Genomic DNA, 19,026 nt, shown 5'->3' with positions numbered 1-19,026 from the left:
TATTTTGTTGTTGTTTTATTTTGAGGGCACGCTGGGGTTGCTGGCTTCAATCAATCTGCCGGGGTTGGTTTTGTTTTGCAGCCCCGGCGGGCCCGCCTGTGCAGGGGAGAGGCACCTTGGAAAATGCTCTCAAAAAGCTACATTGCTGGTGGGCTGGCACAGTGGGTGGCAGGGCTTGTGCACCTGTGCAAAAAATAAGCCAGAAAGGCCGCCAGGAAAAAATTGCAGTTTTTTTGAAAAAATCTGTTGACAGATGCAAAAAAGCTTGCTATAATAAGCAAGCAGTCAACGAGAAGGCAACTGAATATGGGGGTATAGCTCAGCTGGGAGAGCGCTTGAATGGCATTCAAGAGGTCAGCGGTTCGATCCCGCTTATCTCCACCAGATACCGCAAGGCAAACGCCTTGCGGTATTTTTTGTTTGTAAACATGGTTGAATGAAGCGGCGGTTTGGGTGCTCGTGTGTGGGAACAGTTGATAGTTGAAAAGGTCGCCGGGCGATAATTCGCCCGGCGACCTTTGTAATATAGTCTGGCTCCAGCCATTTTCTTGTGGCTTGCTGGTGAAGTTGTGAAAAAGGAGTGGTACTCAGAACTTATATGGTCAAATTGCATCTGCGCAATCGCCAATGGGGAGCACCGCCTTATGTAAGATTGGAGGACACAAGCACATATCCTAAAGCGGTTTCTTGCAGGTTGTAATGATAGGTTTTAGCAAACTGGCTGACATGCTCTGCGGCGAAGGAATCAGCTTTAAGGCAGTAGATAATAGCAGGTATTTTACTGGGATTTAATCGATAATATTCCAGCAGCTTTTTGGCACTGCTTTCGTTGATGCCAGAAGTCCAGGCAGAAAAAGATGCGTTGTCTTTGGAATCCGCCAGATACAAAAAAGTATTTCGCGTATAGTACAGTACTGGCCCATCTGCCCAATCACGCACGCTTTGCGTGTCTTGGTATAAAGTCTCGTAGAATTCTTTGTTTGCTGCAGAAGTCCTAAGTCCTTTGGCAGGCCCTACGGTAATTTCATAGGACATTTGAGACATATCTCCGTACTCCCAAAAAAGGGTGGTAAACCGAATGTGTGCCTGCGCAACAATAAATAATGCCATGATTACCAGAGTGCAGGATTTTAGCCATCGACCGGCAGAGGCGCCTGAATAGAGATTTAACCAGTTTGATACCATAATCCACGAACCAATGGAGCCAGCCATGCAGGCCATGGAAATTACATAAAACTGTTGATTAGAGCTCCAGTTAACACATAAGCCATACAGAAGGCTTAACAGCCAAGTGGATAAAAACCAATTCAAATTTTCCCGAGGAGCCAAAAGAAAAGCAAACCAGCCCAGAAAAAAAGGACAGGCCAACAAAAAATTCAGATACACTGCGGAGAATACAAACGGAAGAGTGAATAAGATGGACAGTACGATTGCGGCGATGCCATATGCCATACGCCGTGCAGGAGAATGACGGTCCACTAAAATAAGTCCGCTGAGAACAGCACCTGCTTTGATGATGGGGGATGCAAAACGGCTGTGCCTGTAAATGGCAGTGGCATAACTTTCCAGGTTTTTCAAAAAGCCAGTGTGCGGATGCTCCGGGTCGTTTAAAATAGCGGGTAGCGCCCGAAGAATGTCCGGCAGAGTGGCGCGGGAAAGCAAAAATCCAATAAAGATAATCGCAAGAAAGCTACAGCCGAGGGTTACCCACAAAAGCGCTTTGCCGTCTTTGCGGATGATACATACGACAGCATAGATTGCGTAGCCTGCGGCCAGATAGGGACAGCACAGCACTGCGCCTGCGTAAAAAAGCCCGATTAGAAAAAAGGTCGCAGGCTGCTTGTTGAGATTGGTGGCCAAAAGGACTCCTGAAACAGTGGTACATAAAACACCAATGGAGTTATACGATAAAGCCATAATCCCAAATGGAGCGAAAAGCAGATACATCAGGCTGGCACCAGCAGCGAACAAGCCATGCTTTCGCAACCTAACATAGATAAACAGTGCAGTCAAAGCTTGCAGTCCGGTATATAAGTAACGAAAATGCAGCAAAATACCTTCGGATTCTGTAAAGAATAGTCGATATAATGCAAAAAAAGGATAAATCAGAACACTGGCCAGCTGCGACAGATGCCACTCCTGCGTGAATAAGCTGTCTCCTTGGAACAAACGCTGAGGAATCGTGAGATAGAATGGTTCGTCCCAAAAAGAGTAGCCAAAGGCACACTTATAAAAAATCATTCCAGTTCCAGCCAAGAACAGCAGGGCGAAGATGAAATCTCTTTTTTGTACCGCTTCGATTCTTTTACGCATATAACACCTCTTTATGGTTTTTTAGTGTGCGGGTCAAAGCAAAAATTATGGCAATAGCTGAGCCGAGGTAAGCCGCTCTGGAGTGAAAAGCAACAAGCAAAAGAATGGCGGTTACTTCTTTTCGATGTAAATACTGGTGGAGGGGAAGGCAAAGCCGCATCCGTTTTTGTGCACCAGTTCAATCAAATCCAGATTGAATGCTTCCTGAATTTTTAAAAATTCTGCATAAACGCTGGTGGTAACATAAAACTGAACCAGCAAATCCATGCTGGAAGGGCCAAAGCCGGTGAACTGCACCCGAATGCTATCCGCAATTACATCCGGCCGGGCCGCCAAGGTGCTGCGGATGTCTGCCAGCAGATGTTCCAGTTGGGTGCGGCTGGCCTGGTAGCTGATGCCAATGCTGTACTTGGCCAGGCGGTGGTTGATTTTGCTGTAATTCACCAGGGCGCCATTTACCAGGGTGCTGTTGGGAATCACCAGCATGGTGTCGTTCAGCTGGCGGATGCGGATGGAACGGAAGGAGATATCCTCCACTTCGCCTTCGCCCTCGCTGCAGGAAATCCAGTCTCCAATGGAGAAGGGTTTTTCAAAAATCACAATCAAGCCGCCAAAAAAGTTGGTGGCATAGTCCTTGGCGGCCAGGGAGATGGTTAAACCTGCAAGGCCCAGGCTGGCAATCAAGCTATCCACCTTAACGCCCAGTTCCTGTAAAATCATCAGGCCTGCAAACACCAGGATAACACCCTTCAGGATTTTGTTCAAAAAGGTGGCAGCGGTGTTGTCCATGTCCAAATCCAGCCGGCCGCGCACATCGTGGAACAGCAGGGGCCCCACATCGCTGCTGCCAATCAATCCCCAGGCACACAGGCAGATGAGGTTCAGGTTCAGCAGTTTGTGCAGAAGGTTCATGAAGGGGAGCAACACAGCATCCGGCAAGGGCAGCATCATGCAGGCCACAAAAAAACCAACGCTCCATACCATAACGGGAGCGGGTTTTGCAAAGCCTTTGGCCAGCACATAAAGACCCTTTGATTTGCGCCGCTTTAGGGTGGCTACCAGTGTGGGCATCAGTTTATAGCGCATCAAACGGCTGAGCAGGTAGCAAAGCAGAAAGCATACAATGCAAAATGTAAGCTGCAGCCAAGCACCGGGGGTGTTTACAAGATAATCCTGAATTTGAGCAAGCATAGAAAAAGTCCGTCCTGTTGTAAAAAATTCGCCGCTGGCCCATGCGGGCACCCATTGAGCAAGCTTCTTTGGCAAAAAAGCGGCCGTAAAAATTCGTTTCAAGTATACCACGCTCCTTTCGGTAAATGCAATGGGGGGTGCTGCGGATTGCTTGGCTGCGTGCCTATCAAGGGGCAAGCAGCGGCCTGGTCCGCTGGGTTCTCTTTGGAGATTTGGTTCCATATAATGTATAGGGCACAGGATGGTGCCAGATGCTAGTCCCAAATCTGAAAAAATATTGGGTAAATTTTACAATCAAGGCTTGCAATTGCAAAAATCAGGTGCTATAATACAAGGCAAGAAAGCAGTTTCAGGGCGGGGTGAAAGTCCCCACCGGCGGTAAAGCCCGCGAACACAAGGCCGTGTGCCTGTGCCGATCTGGTGAAATTCCAGAGCCGACGGTATAGTCCGGATGAAAGAAACGGCAGCGAGGAACCGTATTCAATTCGTTGCAGTGCGCCCTTTTGCAGGTAATTTCCTGTAAAAGGGCGTTTTTTGTTCCTTGCTGATGTGGTACTTGGGGCCGTCTTTCAAATTTAAAAGATGGGGAAATGTATTGCCCCAAGGAGGAACCAATCATGACAAAATCCACAATGCGTATCCGAAATTTGGTAGTAACCGCAATGCTGTCTGCCATTGCAACCGTGCTCATGCTGCTGGACTTCAGCCTGCCCATGCTCATTCCCAGCTTTGTAAAGATGGATGTTTCCGAGCTGCCCGCCCTGCTGGCATCCTTCAGCATGGGCCCTGTGTACGGTGTTGCCGTTTGCCTGGTAAAAAACCTGCTGAACATTCTGTTTAATGGTACCAGCACTGGTGGTATTGGCGAGGTGTGCAACTTCCTGCTGGGTGCCGCCTTCTGCGGAGGTGCCGGTCTGCTGTACAAATTCCGTAAAAATCGCCGCACTGCTGTGCTGGCTGCTCTGCTGGGTTCCGTGGTTATGGCAGTGGCAAGCGTTCCCATCAACTATTTCATCACCTACCCCATTTACAGCCAGCTGTTTGGCGGTATGGAGCCCATCATTCAGGCATACCAGGCACTGCGTCCCAGCGTGAATGGCCTGCTGGAATGTCTGCTGATTTTCAATATGCCCTTCACCCTGATAAAGGGTTTGTTGGTGAGTGTGCTCACCTTTGTGGTCTACAAGCCCCTCAGCCCCATTCTCCATGGCCGCCAGCAGGAGACTGCCAAGGCTTCTGCCATTGCAGAAAAGGCTTGACAAAGCCCCAACGCCGTGGTATACTCGGCATCGTAAATTGAATAGCAACTTATCAAGAGCGACGGAGGGAACAGGCCCGATGAAGTCCGGCAACCTGCACAGTGTGCAAGGTGCTAAATCCTGCGGGGAACCGAAAGATAAGCGTATACCGCTCAGGGGCTTTCGGCCCTTGGGCGTTTTTTGTTGTTTCCGGCAAGTTGCTGTCACAGTTTCGCAGCGGTCTGCAAAGGCCAATCATCAAATGCATTTGCTAAGGAGAGAACGATTTAAATGGAAAAGCTGTATTTTACTTCCGAGTCCGTAACCGAGGGCCATCCCGACAAAATCTGTGACCAAATCAGTGATGCTGTGCTGGATGCAATCCTGGAACAGGACCCTCAGGCCCGTGTAGCCTGCGAGACCACCTGCTCCACCGGACTGGTGCATATCATGGGTGAGATTACCACCACCAGCAGCGTGGATGTGCAGTCCATTGGCCGCCAGGTGATTGCAGACATCGGCTACACCCGCGCCAAGTACGGATTTGATGCCGAAACCTGCGCCGTGCTGACCAACATCCACGAGCAAAGCCCGGACATTGCGCTGGGCACCAACGATGAGGTGGGCGGCGCCGGCGACCAGGGCATGATGTTTGGCTATGCCTGCACCGAAACCCCCGAACTGATGCCCCTGCCCATTAGCCTGGCTCACCAGCTGGCCCGCCGCCTGACCCAGGTACGCAAGGACGGCACCCTGGGCTATCTGCGGCCGGACGGCAAGAGCCAGGTAACGGTGGAATACCAGGACGGCCAGCCTGTGCGGGTGGATGCTGTGGTTATTTCCAGCCAGCACAGCCCCGAGGTGGAGATGGAGCAGCTGCGCCAGGATATTCTGGAGTATGTAATCCGTCCCTCTCTGCCCAGCCATCTGGTGGACGAAAACACCCGTTTTTACATTAACCCCACCGGCCGTTTTGTGGTGGGCGGCCCCATGGGTGACTGCGGTCTGACCGGCCACAAAATCATTGTGGATACCTACGGCGGCTACGCCCGCCATGGCGGCGGCGCATTCAGCGGCAAGGACCCCAGCAAGGTGGACCGCAGTGCAGCCTATGCAGCCCGCTGGGTAGCCAAAAACATTGTGGCCGCTGGTTTTGCCCAGCGCTGTGAGGTACAGCTGGCCTACGCCATCGGTGTGGCCGAACCTGTAAGCATTCTGGTGGATACCTTTGGTACCGGTACCGTGGAGCAGGAACAGCTGGAAGCTGCTGTGCGCAAGGTGTTTGACCTGCGTCCCGCTGCCATCATCCGGGATCTGGAGCTGCGCCGCCCGGTCTACCGTGGCCTGGCCGCTTACGGCCACATGGGCCGTGAGGACCTGAACGCAGCCTGGGAGCGCACCGACCGGGTGGAAGCCCTGAAGGCTGCTCTGGCCTGATTGGCCTCAGCCTTTCAAACATTGGTCCATTAAAAAAGCTGCCCATACGCTGGGCATTTGTTAGCAAAAAAGAGCACATTCCTTTGCCAAAGGGCTGGGGATGTGCTCTTTTTGTTTTGCATTAAAATGCATTCAAAGATTCGCCGGCTGTTGCTGGGGGACGGCAATCCGCAGGGGTATGCAATGAAATTATATGTAAAAGTGACGAATTAAAATGAATTTTTATCCGCAAAAAACCAGTAAAACGATGAAAATGAAGGGGAATGAATGAATATTTATTTTTAAATATTAAAAATTTATGCGAATGCTGTTATGATAACACCAACACAAAACACGGCAGAAAGGCCGACGAAAAGGAGAAGGAACTCATGCAGCATACAAACATCAAAAAAGTGGTTTTGGCATATTCCGGCGGGTTGGATACCTCCATCATCATTCCCTGGCTGAAAGAAAACTACAACGGCTGTGAAGTCATTGCGGTTTCGGCCGATGTGGGACAGGCGGATGAGCTGGAAGGCTTGGAGGAAAAGGCCCTCAAAAGCGGCGCTTCCAAGCTGTACATCGAAGATTTAACCGAGGAATTTGTGAATGATTTTATTCTGCCCACAGTCAAGACAGGTGCTTTGTACGAAGATTATATGCTGGGTACCAGTTTTGCCCGGCCCCTGATTGCAAAACGGCTGGTGGAGATTGCTAAGGCAGAAGGGGCCGACGCCATCTGCCATGGCTGCACCGACAAAGGCAACGACCAGGTGCGCTTTGAGCTTACCATCAAAGCATTTGCCCCGGATATGCCCATTATTGCACCCTGGAGAGAGTGGAGCATCCAGTCCCGTGAGGAGGAAATCGAATATGCCGAGGCCCATGGGATTCCCCTCAAAATCACCAAGGAAACCAACTACTCCAAGGATAAAAACCTCTGGCATTTAAGCCATGAGGGTCTGGACTTGGAGGATCCGGGCAACGAACCCACCTACGAAAAACCCGGCTTTTTGGAAATGGGCGTTTCTCCCATGCTTGCGCCGGATGAACCCACCTACCTGACCCTGGATTTTGTAAAGGGGATTCCCACAGTCCTCAATGGTCAGGCCATGAGTGCAAAGGAGATTATTTTGCAGCTGAATCAGCTGGGCGGAGCCAACGGCATCGGCCTGCTGGATCTGGTGGAAAACCGGCTGGTGGGCATCAAGTGCCGTGGCGTGTACGAAACCCCCGGCGGAGCCATTTTGTACAAGGCCCTTAAGGTGCTGGAAAGCCTTTGCCTGGATAAATATGCAGCCCACAAAAAACAGGAATTGGCCATCACTTTTGCCGATTTGGTATACAACGGCCAGTGGTATACTCCGCTGCGGCAGGCTCTTTCCGCCTTTGTGGATGTGCTGATGGAGAACTGCACCGGTACCGTAAAGCTCAAGCTCTACAAGGGCAATATCATCAATGCAGGGGTATGGAGCGAGTACTCTCTGTATGACCCTGAAATTGCCACCTTTGAAAAAGACGATGTGTACGACCAGGCCCAGGCCAAGGGCTTTATCGACCTGTTTGGTTTGCCCATCCAGGTACAGGCCCGGGTCAATGCACGGGTAAATGGCAAAAAGCAGAACTAACAAGGCATAAGGATATCCAGCCAGCAGGGGCAAAATTCCTGCTTGCCCGTTGAACATACCCCGAAAGGAGCGGTCAGCCGCTGTGAAACAGATTTTTATTGACGGCAGTGCCGGTACAACCGGCCTGAACCTGCAACAACGCTTGCAGCAACGCAAGGATGTAACCCTCATTCCATTGGAGGAAGCCCACCGTAAGGACCCCAAAGCCCGCAAACAGGCTATAGAACAGGCGGATGTAATTGTCCTTTGCCTGCCAGATGAGGCTGCAAAGGAGGCAGTGGAGCTGGCCAAGGGATGCAAGGCGGTTATTCTGGATGCCTCCACAGCTCACCGCACCGCTCCTAGCTGGGTGTATGGTCTGCCGGAATTGAGCGGTCAGCACTGGCAAAAGGTGCAGAACGCCCAGCGCATTGCGGTGCCAGGCTGCCACGCCAGCGGCTTTATTGCATTGGTACAGCCGTTGCGGGCAGCTGGCCTTCTGCCTGCGGATGCTATACTGCACTGTCATTCCATTACAGGTTACAGCGGTGGGGGTAAGGCTATGATTGCCCAGTATGAACAGGGCAGACAGGATGCTCTGCTGGCGGCACCCCGCCAGTATGCCTTGGGGCAAACCCACAAGCACCTGCCAGAAATGCAAACCGTCTGCCAGCTGGAACAGCCGCCGGTTTTTAGCCCAATTGTGGGGAATTTTTACAGCAGAATGGAGGTAACGGTGCAGCTGCACCGGAGCCAGCTGGCTAAGGGTGCAGGCTTGCAGGAGATTGCGGCGGTTTATCGGCAGTTGTATCAGGGGCCGGTGGTGCGCTACCTGCCCCAGGCGCAGGAACAGGGCTTTTGCAGTGCCGCTGCCCTCAGCGGCCGGGATGATATGGAACTAACGGTGCATGGCTGCCAGGACCGCATCCTGCTGGTGGCCCGGTACGACAATTTGGGCAAGGGGGCTTGCGGCGCAGCACTGGAATGCATCAATCTGGTGCTGGGCACTCAGCACACCACAGGGCTGGTATTGGGCCAGCAGGAGGAGAAAGCATGGTAACAAAGGTAGAAGGCGGCCTGTGTGCCGCAAAGGGTTTTTTGGCAGGCGGTGTGCATTGCGGCATTCGCAAAAACCAAAGCAAAAAGGATTTAGCCCTCATTTACAGCACCACTCCGGCCAGCGCCGCAGCGGTTTACACCCGTAATCTGGTAAAGGGTGCTCCCATTTTTGTCACCCAGGAACACCTGAAAAGCGGCACAGCGCAAGCAGTTATCTGCAACAGCGGCAATGCCAATACCTGCAATGCAAATGGGGTGGAAGTGGCCAAGGCCATGTGTAGCATGACGGCGGCCCAGCTGGGCCTGCAGCCGGAAGATGTGGCGGTGGCCTCCACCGGGGTGATTGGCAAACCTCTTGAGCTGGAGCCCATTCGGCAGGGTCTGCCCAAGCTGGCATCGGCACTGGGTAAAAACAGTGCCGATGCTGCCCAGGCCATTATGACCACCGACACCACACCCAAGGAGATTGCGGTGGAGTTTGTGGCAGGCGGTAAGGTTTGCCGGTTGGGCGGCATTGCTAAAGGTTCCGGCATGATTCATCCCAACATGGCCACCATGCTGGTGTTTTTAACCACCGATTGTACCATTGAGCCGGCTATGCTGCAAAAGGCTCTGCGGGGCGATGCGGACCAAACCTTCAACATGATTAGTGTGGACGGGGATACCTCCACCAACGACATGGTGCTGATTCTGGCCAACGGACAGGCAGGCAATACCCCCATTACCCAGGAGGGGCAGGATTTTGCGGCCTTTATGGAGGCACTCAACACGGTGACAGTGTGCCTTTGCCGCGCCATTGCGGCGGACGGTGAGGGCGCTACCCGGCTGCTGGAATGCACCGCAGTCCATGCTCCGGATGTGCAGACTGCCCGGACGGTGGCAAAAAGCGTTGTTTGTTCCTCGCTGCTGAAGGCGGCCATGTTTGCGGCGGATGCCAACTGGGGCCGGGTGCTCTGCGCCATTGGTTACAGTGGGGCCCAGGTGGATGTGAACCGGCTGGATGTGGCGTTCCGCTCTCAGGCGGGCCAGGTGCTGGTTTGCCAGAATGGCGCCGGGGTGGAATTCAGTGAGGAGCAGGCGAAAGAAGTACTTAGCCAGCCAGAGGTGGAAATTTTGGTGGATTTAAAGGACGGCACCGCCGATGCCACTGCCTGGGGCTGTGACTTGACCTATGAATATGTGCGCATCAACGGCGATTATCGCACCTGAGCGCTATACCCATATAAAAAAGGAGGAATCCCCCATGCAGATTTCCAATGCAGACAGAGCCCGCATTCTGGTGCACGCTCTGCCCTATATCCGCCAGTATTCCGGCAAGATATTGGTTGTAAAATACGGCGGAAATGCCATGGTTGATTCGGCCCTAAAGGATTCCGTCATGCGGGATATTGTGCTGCTGTGGCTGATTGGTATTAAGGTGGTACTGGTGCACGGCGGCGGGCCGGAAATCAGCGAGATGCTGCAAAAGGTGGGCAAAGAAACCCAGTTTGTAAAGGGCTGCGTGTGACCGATGCCGAAACGGCTCAGATTGCACAGATGGTACTGGCAGGTAAGGTGAACAAAAGCCTGGTGGCACTGCTGCAAACCAGAGGCGGCCGGGCCATAGGCCTGTGCGGCATGGACGGGGGCATGATTTGGGCCAGCAGCAAAAACCCAGACCTGGGCTATGTGGGGCAGATTCACCATGTGGAGGTGCAGCCTATTTTGGATGTGCTGGAAAAAGGCTATATTCCGGTTATTTCCACCATGGGCTGCGACGAGGATGGGCAGGTTTACAACATCAATGCCGATACGGCCGCTGCCCGCATTGCAGGGGAGCTTCAAGCGGAAAGTCTCATCTGCATGACCGATATCGCAGGGGTGCTGCGCAACCGGCAGGATCCGAGCAGCCTGATTGATCTCATCCATGTGGAGGATGCTCCGGCGCTGGTAAAGGAAGGGATTATCAGCGGCGGCATGATTCCCAAGGTGGAATGCTGCGTGCAGGCCATTGAGTGGGGAGTGAAGCGGGTGTTTATTCTGGATGGACGCATTCCCCATTCCATTTTGATGGAAACGCTCACCGACGAAGGCATTGGCACGATGTTTACCCGGAAAGGAGAAGCCCAATGAACGAAATTATGCAGCAGAATCAGCAATGGATCGCAGGTACCTACCGCCGCTTTCCGGTGCAGCTGGTGCGGGGCGAAGGTGCCCTTTTGTGGGACGACCAGGGCAAGCAGTACATCGACCTGGGCAGCGGCATTGCGGTGAACACCCTGGGCAGCGGCCATGCTGGCTGGTGCCAGGCGGTAACCCGCCAGGCAGCCCAGCTGGCCCATACCTCCAACCTTTATTACACCCAGCCCTGTGTGGACCTGGCCCGTACCCTCTGCCAGCGCACCGGTATGCAAAAGGTGTTTTTTTGCAATTCGGGCGCCGAGGCAAACGAGTGCGCCATCAAAGCAGCCCGCAAATATGCAGCCCAGACGCTTGGCCCGGAACACAGCTGGATTATCACGCTGGAAGGCAGCTTTCACGGCCGCACCATCACCACCCTGGCCGCCACCGGCCAGGAGGTATTCCATAGCCAGTTTCAGCCCCTGACTGAGGGCTTTCTCCACGCCAAGGTGGGGGATTTGCAGCAGATGGAGCAGCTGCTGGAACAATACCCCTGTGCTGCCGTAATGATGGAGCTGGTGCAGGGAGAGGGCGGCGTGCAGGTGCTGGCCCCAGACCATGTGCAGCAGGTGTGCCGGATGGCGCACCAGCATGGGGCACTGGTAATCATCGACGAGGTGCAAACCGGCAACGGCCGCTGCGGTACGCTGTATGCCTACCAGCAGTACGGCATCCAGCCGGATTTGGTGTCCACCGTCAAGGGGTTGGCGAGAGGGCTGCCCCTGGGAGCGGTGCTGTTTGCACAAAAAACCGCCCAGGTCTTTGGGCCTGGCGACCATGGCTCTACCTTTGGAGGCAATCCGGTATGCTGCGCCGGGGCGCTGGCCGTTCTGGCAGAATTGGATGAACAGCTACTGGCGCAGGTGCGTGCCAAGGGCCAGTGGGTGAAGGAGCAGTTAAGCCAGGCACCGGGCATCTGTGGGGTGCAGGGGCTTGGCCTGATGCTGGGGGTAGAAACCCAGCGGCCGGCAGCTCAAGTGATTGAAGAATGCAGGCAGCAGGGTGTTTTGGTGCTTTCGGCCAAGAACAAGGTACGCCTGCTTCCACCCCTCAACATTCCGCAACCGCTGCTGGAACAGGCTGTACAGGTGCTCAAGGAAGTTTGTGCCGCTACCCCCTAAAACCAAGCAACAAAGGAGACGCAATCATGGAAGAATTAAAGGGCAAAAGCTTTTTAAAGCTGTTGGATTTTACACCCAGCCAGCTGGAAACACTGCTGCATCTTTCTGCCCGGCTTAAAGAGCTTAAAAAAGCGGGCCTTTCTCACCGGTGGTGTGAGGGCAAAAACATTGTGCTGTTGTTTGAAAAAACCAGCACCCGCACCCGCTGTGCCTTTGAGGTGGCGGGCCATGACCTGGGGATGGGGGTCACTTATCTGGACCCCGCCAGCTCCCAGATGGGCCAGAAGGAAAGCATTGCGGATACCGCCCGGGTATTGGGCCGGATGTTTGACGGCATCCAGTACCGTGGGTACCAGCAGCAAACGGTGGAGCAGCTGGCCCAGTATGCGGGCGTTCCGGTGTGGAATGGCCTGACCGATGAGTTTCATCCCACCCAGATTCTGGCGGATTTTTTAACCATACGGGAGCATTTGGGCCGCTTAAACGGGGTGCGGCTTGTGTATATGGGGGATGCCCGTTTTAACATGGGCCGTTCCCTCATGGTGGGCTGTGCCAAGACGGGCTTGCATTTTGTGGCCTGTGCACCAAGGGAATTCTGGCCAGACAAACTTCTGGTAGAGGAGTGTCAACAGCTGGCCAGGGCCAGTGGCGGCAGCATCACGCTGGAAGAGGATGTAACCCGGACCGTGCCCGGTGCCGATGTGGTATATACCGATATCTGGGTATCCATGGGAGAGCCGGAGGAGGTTTGGGCGCAGCGCATCCAGCAGCTGCTGCCCTACCAGGTAAACCAGCAGGTTATGGAGCTGGCAGGCCCACAGGCTGTGTTTATGCACTGCCTGCCCGCCTTTCATGATTGGGAGACCAAAATTGGCCGCAAGGTAGGCCAGACCTATGGACTGGAGGGCCTGGAGGTTACAAATGAGGTGTTTGAAGGCAGCCGATCCATTGTGTTCGATCAAGCCGAAAACCGGCTGCATACCATTAAGGCAGTAATGGCAGCCACCCTTGCCGACCCGCTGCATTCCATTGGTGGTTAACGGTGCAAACCCAATGCCCCCCAAATTAGGGAACCATACCTCGTTTTTTCTAAACCAAAGCTAAAACCCAGGCAAAACTTTGGGCCAAATTCTATTTAGGCAATCCAAAGGGGCTTGCAGTCTGCATAAGCAGGCGGCAAGCCCCTTTGGTGTTTTTTTAAAGAAATACCACTGAAAAACAGGATAAAAAATTACCATCACAACATCATAAAAGCCATGGAACAACCTGTTTGGTGGTGATATTGTATTATATATGGCGGGCAAGTGGAAGAAATACTGTGAATATTCCTTGTTTTTGGTAAGCGGGAATATTGATTCAAAATCTGCACCCGGCGGCAGCATCTGCCCAGGGCTTTGCCCAGTGGGTGCAACAAAAATACGACATAAATTATTGCACCTGTCTTGTCACATGAAAGGCAAAGTGCTATAATCATGGCATTACTTTACAGGAAAGGCAGCATGCGTATGACCATCCAAGAAAAAATTGCCGCCCTCAAGGCGGAAAAACAGGCTCTGATTCTGGCCCACTACTATGTGGACGGCGCAGTTCAGGCTGTGGCGGACTATGTGGGTGATTCCTACTACCTGAGCCAGATGGCGGCCCAGTCCGGTGCAAAGTATCTGGTATTTTGCGGCGTAGCCTTTATGGGGGAGAGTGCAAAACTGCTCAACCCCCAGGCCACCGTTCTGATGCCCCAGCCCAAGGCGGATTGCCCCATGGCCCACATGGCAACCCCCCGGCAGGTGCAGCAGCTGCGCCAGCAATACCCAGATCTGGCGGTGGTGTGCTACATCAATTCCACCGCAGCCCTCAAGGAGTGCGCTGATGTGTGCGTAACCTCCGCCAATGCGGTGGAAATAGTGCGCAAGCTGCCCCAGCGCACCATCTGCTTTATTCCGGACCAAAACCTGGGTCGCTATGTGGCCGCCCAGCTGCCGGAAAAAGAGTTTGTGTTTGTGGACGGCTGCTGCCCGGTGCACCAGGCCATTACACCCCAGGCGGTGGAGCAGCTGCGCCGGGAGCATCCCCAGGCCATGGTGCTGGCACATCCGGAATGCACGCCCCAGGTGCTGGAACTGGCCCACTATACGGGCAGCACTACCGGCATTTTGAAGGCCGCCCGGGAGGCAGAGGCCCAGGAATACATCATCTGCACCGAAGCAGGGGTGCTCTGGCAGCTGGAACAGGAAAACCCCGGTAAACGGTTTTACTTCCCCCAGTCTCTGCCTCTTTGCCCGGACATGAAAAGCATTCGCCTGGAGGATGTTCTGGCAGTATTGGAGCAGCCCCAGGCGCAGCATCAGGTAGAGCTGCCCCAGTCCATTGGCCCGGGTGCCAAGGAGAGCCTGGAGCGGATGCTGGAATTGGCTGGCAAGTAACGCCGCAGAGGAGGGCAACTTATGCAACAGGAAATCTGCACCCAGGTGGTGATTGCGGGCACAGGCGTAGCGGGGCTGTTTACCGCACTCAGCCTTCCGCCGGACTGGCCGGTGGTGCTGCTGACCAAATCCGACGCAGAAAGCAGCGATTCCTTTTTGGCCCAGGGCGGCATCTGTATGCTGCGGGACGAGCAGGACTATGAGGACTATTACCAGGACACCATGAAGGCAGGCCGGTGGGAAAATCGCCCTGCTTCGGTGGAGCAGATGATTCGCACTTCGCCCCAAATTATCCAGCGTTTGGTGGACTACGGGGTGGAGTTTGCCCGGCAGGATGGGGAATTTTTGTTTACCCGAGAGGGAGCCCACTCCAAACCCCGGATTTTGTATTATCAGGACATTACCGGCAAGGAAATTACCTCCAAGCTGCTGGCTCAGGCAAAAAAGCGGCCAGGGCTTACCCTGCTGGAGCACACCACCATGACGGATTTTGTGGTGGAAGGGGGCCGCTGTGCAGGCTTGCAGGTGGAGGGGCCTCAAGGGGCTTATACCATCCGGGCCGGATATACCGTTGTAGCCACCGGCGGCATTGGCGGGCTGTACACCCATTCCACCAACTTCCCCCACCTTACGGGGGATGCCATCCGGCTGGCCCAAAAGCATGGGGTGCGGGTGGAGCATCTGGATTATGTGCAGTTCCATCCCACCACCCTGTACAGCACCCGCCCTGGCCGCCGGTTTTTGATTTCCGAGTCGGTACGGGGCGAAGGCGCACTGCTGTACAATCACCAGGGCAAACGCTTTGTAAATGAGCTGCTGGCCCGGGACCAGGTGACCCAGGCCATCTGGCAGGAGATGGAGCGGGAGGAAAAGGAGCATATGTGGCTCTCGCTGGAGCCCATTGGAGCGGACACCATCCGCCGCCGTTTCCCCAACATTTATGCCCGCTGCCTGGAGGAAGGCATTGACATTACCCGGCAGTGGGTGCCGGTGGTGCCGGCTCAGCATTATTTTATGGGGGGCATTTGGGTGGACCAAAACAGTGCCGCCTCGCTGCCAGGGCTGTATGCAGTGGGTGAAACCAGCTGCAACGGAGTGCACGGCGCAAACCGGCTGGCCAGTAATTCGCTGCTGGAAAGTTTGGTGTTTGCCCAGGCGGCAGCCCACCACATGAGCGGGCAGAAGGCCCGGTAAAACAGGAAAGGAAGGAAAAAACGATGGACGCTGGTGCATTGCTGCTTCAGGCAGAACCATGGATTCGTGCTGCATTGCAGGAGGACATTCCTGCGGAGGATGTAACCACCAACGCAGTGGTAGCTGCCCACCAAAAGGCGCGGGTACAGCTGCTTTGCAAGGAGGAAGGAATTGTGGCAGGACTGCCGGTATTTGCCCGGGCATTTGCCCTGCTGGACCCCTCTGTGCAGGTGGAGTTGCAGGTGCAGGAGGGCCAACCGGTAAAGCCCGGCCAGCTGGTGGCTGTGGTGGAGGGCAGCGCAAGGGCCTTGCTGAGCGCAGAGCGTGTGGCCCTGAACTTTTTGCAGCGGATGAGCGGCATTGCCACCTACACCCGCCGCATGGCAGACCTGCTGGAAGGCAGCGGCATTCAGCTGCTGGATACCCGCAAAACCACCCCCAACCTGCGGTTGTTTGAAAAATATGCCGTAAAGGTGGGGGGCGGCAGCAACCATCGGTACAATCTTTCGGACGGGGTGCTGCTGAAGGACAACCACATTGATGCAGCCGGTGGAGTGGCCCAGGCAGTGGCCCGTGCCAAAGCCTACGCACCCTTTGTGCGCAAAATAGAGGTGGAAGTGGAAACCGTGGAGATGGCGCTGGAGGCTGTGGAAGCTGGAGCCGACATTATTATGCTGGATAACATGACACCCCAGCAGATGGCCCTTGCAGTAAAGCAGATTGCAGGCCGGGCCAAAACCGAGTGTTCCGGCAATGTTACGCCCCAAAAGGTGGCTCAGCTGCGGGATTTGGGGGTGGATTATATTTCTTGCGGAGCGCTTACCCACTCTGCACCAATCCTGGATTTTTCCCTCAAGCATCTGGAACTGCTCTAAAACAGAGGGGAGCAGATGCCTTTAAAGCGCTGGGAGATTTTTTGAAGATATGCTATAATAAAACAAAAGAGTACTCAGTGCAAAAAAGGAGGGCCAGGTCTATGACAGGCACACAGCGCCGTCAGGCTATATTGCAAACCATCTCCCGCAGCCAGGCACCCTGCACCGCCACTGCGCTGGCGCAGGAATATGGGGTAAGCCGTCAGGCCATTGTGCAGGATATTGCCCTGTTGCGGGCAGCCGGTGCGGCGATTACCGCCACCAGCCGTGGCTACAAGCTGGACCGCAAACCCCGCTATGAGTGTACGGTTTGCGTGTTTCATACCGATCAGCAAATTTTGGATGAGCTGCAAGCCATTGTGGATGCAGGCGCCTGTGTGGAGGATGTGAGTGTAATGCACCAGGTTTATGGCGAGCTTTGCGCCCCCCTGGGGGTTGATTCCCGCCGCAAAGCCCAGGCCTTGCTGGAAAGCATTCAGGCAGGGCAGTGCAGCCCCCTTAAAAATGTGACCGAAGGCTACCACCGCCACCGCATCAGCGCAGAAAGCCCGGAAATTCTCCAGGAGGTTTGCCAGGAGCTACAGCGAAGGGGCTATCTGCTGGAGTCCTCTCCCATTCAATAAAAACAAAGGCCAGAGCCCAAATGGGCCTGGCCTTTGTTTTGCACAGAGGGTTGTTGCTTTTGGTCGCTCCATGGTATAATAAACCAAGCAGGGCAAAAGCCAAGGCTCGCCAGCCTGCGGGTGGGCTTTGCCATCAAAGGAGGAACTTTTTATGAAAGATAATCATTGTGCTTACTGCTGCGGCGATGAACTGCTGGACCAGTTTGGCATTCCCGTGTGTGATTTGCAGGTGAGCCAGCTGATTTTGTTCAAGGAGCAGAGCCATCCCGGCCGCTGCATCGTGGCTTATAAAGACCATGTAAGCGAACTGGTCAACCTGACCGATGAGGAGCGTAATCTCTTTTTTGCAGATGTGGCCAAGGCTGCCAAGGCTCTGCACAAGGCCTTTGCACCCAACAAGGTGAACTACGGCGCTTACGGCGATACCGGCTGTCATCTGCATATGCACCTGGTACCTAAATACGAAAATGAGTTTGAATGGGGCGGCGTATTTGCCATGAATCCCGGCCAGACCTACCTGACCCAGGAAGAATACGATAAGATGGTAAACACCATCCGGGAGCATCTGGGGTAATCACAAAAACGCAGCGGCATTGGGTCGCTGCGTTTTTTGGCACTGTGCATAAAAATTCATAATTAAACTGCTGCAAATGCAAGCAGCAAAGGCTGCGTTCCATAGGGCAGGAGCCCTTATTTCAGTTTGTATATTATAAAGTAAAACAAGGCGCACACAAAACAAACAGCTCTTAGCTTTGTGCTGTATAAAAAGTTTGCGCTGATTTTTAAAATATACAGGTTTTTCGTTGAAAAAACACTGCTTTTGTGCTATGCTTTGATAAACCAAAACAACTCTGAACAAACAGGAAAAAAGAGAGGAATCCTAATGCAGAAGAAACCGTTCATCACGCTGGAGCAGGCCCAGGAAATCATTGCGGACATTCCCACCCCCTTTCATCTCTACGACGAAGCAGGTATCCGGGCAAATGCCCGCCGCTTGAATCAGGCATTTGCCTGGAACAAGGGCTTTAAAGAATATTTTGCCGTTAAGGCTACGCCCACTCCGGCTCTGCTCAAGATTTTGCAGGAGGAAGGCTGTGGAGCCGATTGCTCCACCTACACCGAGCTGGTGCTCAGTCAGGCTTGTGGCTTTACCGGCAAGGACTTGATGTTTTCCTCCAATGTGACCCCTGTGCAGGATATGCAAAAAGCCTGTGAGCTGGGGGCCTACATCAACCTGGACGACTACACCCATGTGGACTTTCTGGAGCGGGTGGCCGCCATTCCCGAAACCGTCTGCTGCCGCTACAACCCCGGCGGAACCTTCTGCCTGGGCAACGACATTATGGACCAGCCCGGCGAGTCCAAATATGGCATGACCGAGGAGCAGATGGAGCAGGCCTACCGCCGTTTGATGCAAAAGGGCACCAAGCACTTTGGCATCCACGCCTTCCTGGCCAGCAACACCACCAGCAACGACTACTATCCCACTCTGGCAGGAATCTTGTTTAAGCTGGCGGTTCGGCTGCACAAGGCCACCGGCGCCCACATTGCGTTTATTAACCTGTCCGGCGGTATCGGTGTGGATTACCGGCCAGAGGAGCAGAGCAGCGACATCATGGCCATTGGCGAAGGCGTGCGCCGCCAGTTTGAGGAAATTCTGGTACCGGAAGGCATGGGAGATGTGGCCATCTTCACCGAGCTGGGCCGGTTTATGCTGGCTCCCTACGGTCACCTGGTGTCCACCGTGCTCCACGAAAAACACATTGCAAAGGACTATGTGGGCCTGGATGCCTGCGCCGCCAACCTGAT

15 protein-coding genes, 1 tRNA gene, 1 pseudogene and 2 riboswitches are annotated in these 19,026 nt (G+C 54.1%); of the genes and pseudogenes, 15 read left to right on the top strand and 2 right to left on the bottom strand.

What is annotated here, in order from left to right; all coding sequences use genetic code 11:
- Positions 1–308: 308 nt before the first annotated feature.
- Positions 309–384 (top strand) — tRNA-Ala (locus tag ACH2EM_RS02690).
- Positions 385–642: 258 nt separating this feature from the next.
- Here ACH2EM_RS02690 and ACH2EM_RS02685 read toward each other — a convergent pair.
- Together ACH2EM_RS02685 and ACH2EM_RS02680 are read right to left on the bottom strand one after the other, a co-directional pair.
- The gene (locus ACH2EM_RS02685; protein WP_395150530.1) at positions 643–2,313 is read right to left on the bottom strand and encodes a hypothetical protein; all 1,671 of its coding nucleotides are present in this window, start codon (positions 2,311–2,313) and stop codon (positions 643–645) included.
- A 111-nt stretch (positions 2,314–2,424) separates the two neighbouring features.
- Positions 2,425–3,504, bottom strand: coding sequence for a mechanosensitive ion channel family protein (locus ACH2EM_RS02680; protein ID WP_395150529.1), 1,080 nt, complete (start codon positions 3,502–3,504; stop codon positions 2,425–2,427).
- A gap of 341 nt (positions 3,505–3,845) precedes the next feature.
- A riboswitch (FMN riboswitch) is annotated at positions 3,846–3,971 on the top strand.
- 150 nt (positions 3,972–4,121) lie between these two features.
- Here ACH2EM_RS02680 and ACH2EM_RS02675 point away from each other — a divergent pair.
- The 14 genes and pseudogenes from ACH2EM_RS02675 to ACH2EM_RS02610 form a co-directional block, all read left to right on the top strand.
- Positions 4,122–4,763, top strand: a complete 642-nt coding sequence (locus ACH2EM_RS02675; RefSeq protein ID WP_395150528.1) for an ECF transporter S component — start codon at positions 4,122–4,124, stop codon at positions 4,761–4,763.
- A 46-nt stretch (positions 4,764–4,809) separates the two neighbouring features.
- A riboswitch (SAM riboswitch) is annotated at positions 4,810–4,907 on the top strand.
- 126 nt (positions 4,908–5,033) lie between these two features.
- Positions 5,034–6,179 carry a methionine adenosyltransferase gene (gene metK / locus ACH2EM_RS02670; RefSeq protein WP_395150527.1) on the top strand — a complete coding sequence of 382 codons (1,146 nt, stop codon included), beginning with the start codon at positions 5,034–5,036 and terminating at the stop codon, positions 6,177–6,179.
- A 368-nt stretch (positions 6,180–6,547) separates the two neighbouring features.
- Complete coding sequence (locus tag ACH2EM_RS02665; RefSeq protein WP_395150526.1) at positions 6,548–7,786, top strand: argininosuccinate synthase; 1,239 nt, start codon at positions 6,548–6,550, stop codon at positions 7,784–7,786.
- A gap of 82 nt (positions 7,787–7,868) precedes the next feature.
- Positions 7,869–8,825 carry an N-acetyl-gamma-glutamyl-phosphate reductase gene (argC, locus tag ACH2EM_RS02660; RefSeq protein WP_395150525.1) on the top strand — a complete coding sequence of 319 codons (957 nt, stop codon included), beginning with the start codon at positions 7,869–7,871 and terminating at the stop codon, positions 8,823–8,825.
- Positions 8,819–10,033: a bifunctional glutamate N-acetyltransferase/amino-acid acetyltransferase ArgJ gene (gene argJ / locus ACH2EM_RS02655; RefSeq protein ID WP_395150524.1), complete on the top strand. Its 1,215-nt coding sequence runs from the start codon at positions 8,819–8,821 to the stop codon at positions 10,031–10,033. The genes argC and argJ overlap by 7 nt, the downstream gene beginning before the upstream one ends.
- A 34-nt stretch (positions 10,034–10,067) precedes the next feature.
- Positions 10,068–10,936 (top strand): annotated as a pseudogene (gene argB / locus ACH2EM_RS02650) (acetylglutamate kinase).
- Positions 10,933–12,105 carry an aspartate aminotransferase family protein gene (locus ACH2EM_RS02645; RefSeq protein ID WP_395150523.1) on the top strand — a complete coding sequence of 391 codons (1,173 nt, stop codon included), beginning with the start codon at positions 10,933–10,935 and terminating at the stop codon, positions 12,103–12,105. The pseudogene argB and the gene ACH2EM_RS02645 overlap by 4 nt, the downstream one beginning before the upstream one ends.
- A 26-nt stretch (positions 12,106–12,131) precedes the next feature.
- Positions 12,132–13,145: an ornithine carbamoyltransferase gene (gene argF / locus ACH2EM_RS02640; RefSeq protein WP_395150522.1), complete on the top strand. Its 1,014-nt coding sequence runs from the start codon at positions 12,132–12,134 to the stop codon at positions 13,143–13,145.
- A 459-nt stretch (positions 13,146–13,604) separates the two neighbouring features.
- On the top strand, positions 13,605–14,525 hold the full coding sequence (gene nadA, locus ACH2EM_RS02635) for a quinolinate synthase NadA (protein ID WP_395150521.1): 921 nt from the start codon (positions 13,605–13,607) through the stop codon (positions 14,523–14,525).
- Between the two features lie 21 nt (positions 14,526–14,546).
- The gene (locus ACH2EM_RS02630) at positions 14,547–15,719 is read left to right on the top strand and encodes an L-aspartate oxidase (protein ID WP_395150520.1); all 1,173 of its coding nucleotides are present in this window, start codon (positions 14,547–14,549) and stop codon (positions 15,717–15,719) included.
- Positions 15,720–15,742: 23 nt separating this feature from the next.
- Positions 15,743–16,594, top strand: coding sequence for a carboxylating nicotinate-nucleotide diphosphorylase (gene nadC, locus ACH2EM_RS02625; RefSeq protein WP_395150519.1), 852 nt, complete (start codon positions 15,743–15,745; stop codon positions 16,592–16,594).
- 101 nt (positions 16,595–16,695) lie between these two features.
- Entirely contained in the window at positions 16,696–17,217 is a 522-nt protein-coding gene (locus tag ACH2EM_RS02620) for a transcription repressor NadR (RefSeq protein WP_395150518.1), read from the top strand.
- 151 nt (positions 17,218–17,368) lie between these two features.
- Positions 17,369–17,791 carry an HIT family protein gene (locus tag ACH2EM_RS02615; protein ID WP_395150517.1) on the top strand — a complete coding sequence of 141 codons (423 nt, stop codon included), beginning with the start codon at positions 17,369–17,371 and terminating at the stop codon, positions 17,789–17,791.
- A 309-nt stretch (positions 17,792–18,100) separates the two neighbouring features.
- The coding region (locus tag ACH2EM_RS02610) for a diaminopimelate decarboxylase (RefSeq protein WP_395150516.1) at positions 18,101–19,026 on the top strand (926 nt) is incomplete at its 3' end.

It is taken from the genome of uncultured Allofournierella sp. (genome assembly GCA_944382705.1).
Lineage (GTDB): Bacteria > Bacillota > Clostridia > Oscillospirales > Ruminococcaceae > Allofournierella.
This window is presented reverse-complemented; position numbering and strand designations above follow the sequence as displayed.

What these genes read in the sequence shown, in the direction of transcription:
- ACH2EM_RS02685 (WP_395150530.1), bottom strand. Translation starts at nt 2,313, where the DNA reads ATGCGTAAAAGAATCGAAGCGGTACAAAAAAGAGATTTCATCTTCGCC.
- ACH2EM_RS02615 (WP_395150517.1), top strand. Translation starts at nt 17,369, where the DNA reads ATGAAAGATAATCATTGTGCTTACTGCTGCGGCGATGAACTGCTGGAC.
- ACH2EM_RS02680 (WP_395150529.1), bottom strand. Translation starts at nt 3,504, where the DNA reads ATGCTTGCTCAAATTCAGGATTATCTTGTAAACACCCCCGGTGCTTGG.
- ACH2EM_RS02630 (WP_395150520.1), top strand. Translation starts at nt 14,547, where the DNA reads ATGCAACAGGAAATCTGCACCCAGGTGGTGATTGCGGGCACAGGCGTA.
- metK (WP_395150527.1), top strand. Translation starts at nt 5,034, where the DNA reads ATGGAAAAGCTGTATTTTACTTCCGAGTCCGTAACCGAGGGCCATCCC.
- nadA (WP_395150521.1), top strand. Translation starts at nt 13,605, where the DNA reads ATGCGTATGACCATCCAAGAAAAAATTGCCGCCCTCAAGGCGGAAAAA.
- argF (WP_395150522.1), top strand. Translation starts at nt 12,132, where the DNA reads ATGGAAGAATTAAAGGGCAAAAGCTTTTTAAAGCTGTTGGATTTTACA.
- argJ (WP_395150524.1), top strand. Translation starts at nt 8,819, where the DNA reads ATGGTAACAAAGGTAGAAGGCGGCCTGTGTGCCGCAAAGGGTTTTTTG.
- ACH2EM_RS02645 (WP_395150523.1), top strand. Translation starts at nt 10,933, where the DNA reads ATGAACGAAATTATGCAGCAGAATCAGCAATGGATCGCAGGTACCTAC.
- nadC (WP_395150519.1), top strand. Translation starts at nt 15,743, where the DNA reads ATGGACGCTGGTGCATTGCTGCTTCAGGCAGAACCATGGATTCGTGCT.
- ACH2EM_RS02675 (WP_395150528.1), top strand. Translation starts at nt 4,122, where the DNA reads ATGACAAAATCCACAATGCGTATCCGAAATTTGGTAGTAACCGCAATG.
- ACH2EM_RS02665 (WP_395150526.1), top strand. Translation starts at nt 6,548, where the DNA reads ATGCAGCATACAAACATCAAAAAAGTGGTTTTGGCATATTCCGGCGGG.
- ACH2EM_RS02620 (WP_395150518.1), top strand. Translation starts at nt 16,696, where the DNA reads ATGACAGGCACACAGCGCCGTCAGGCTATATTGCAAACCATCTCCCGC.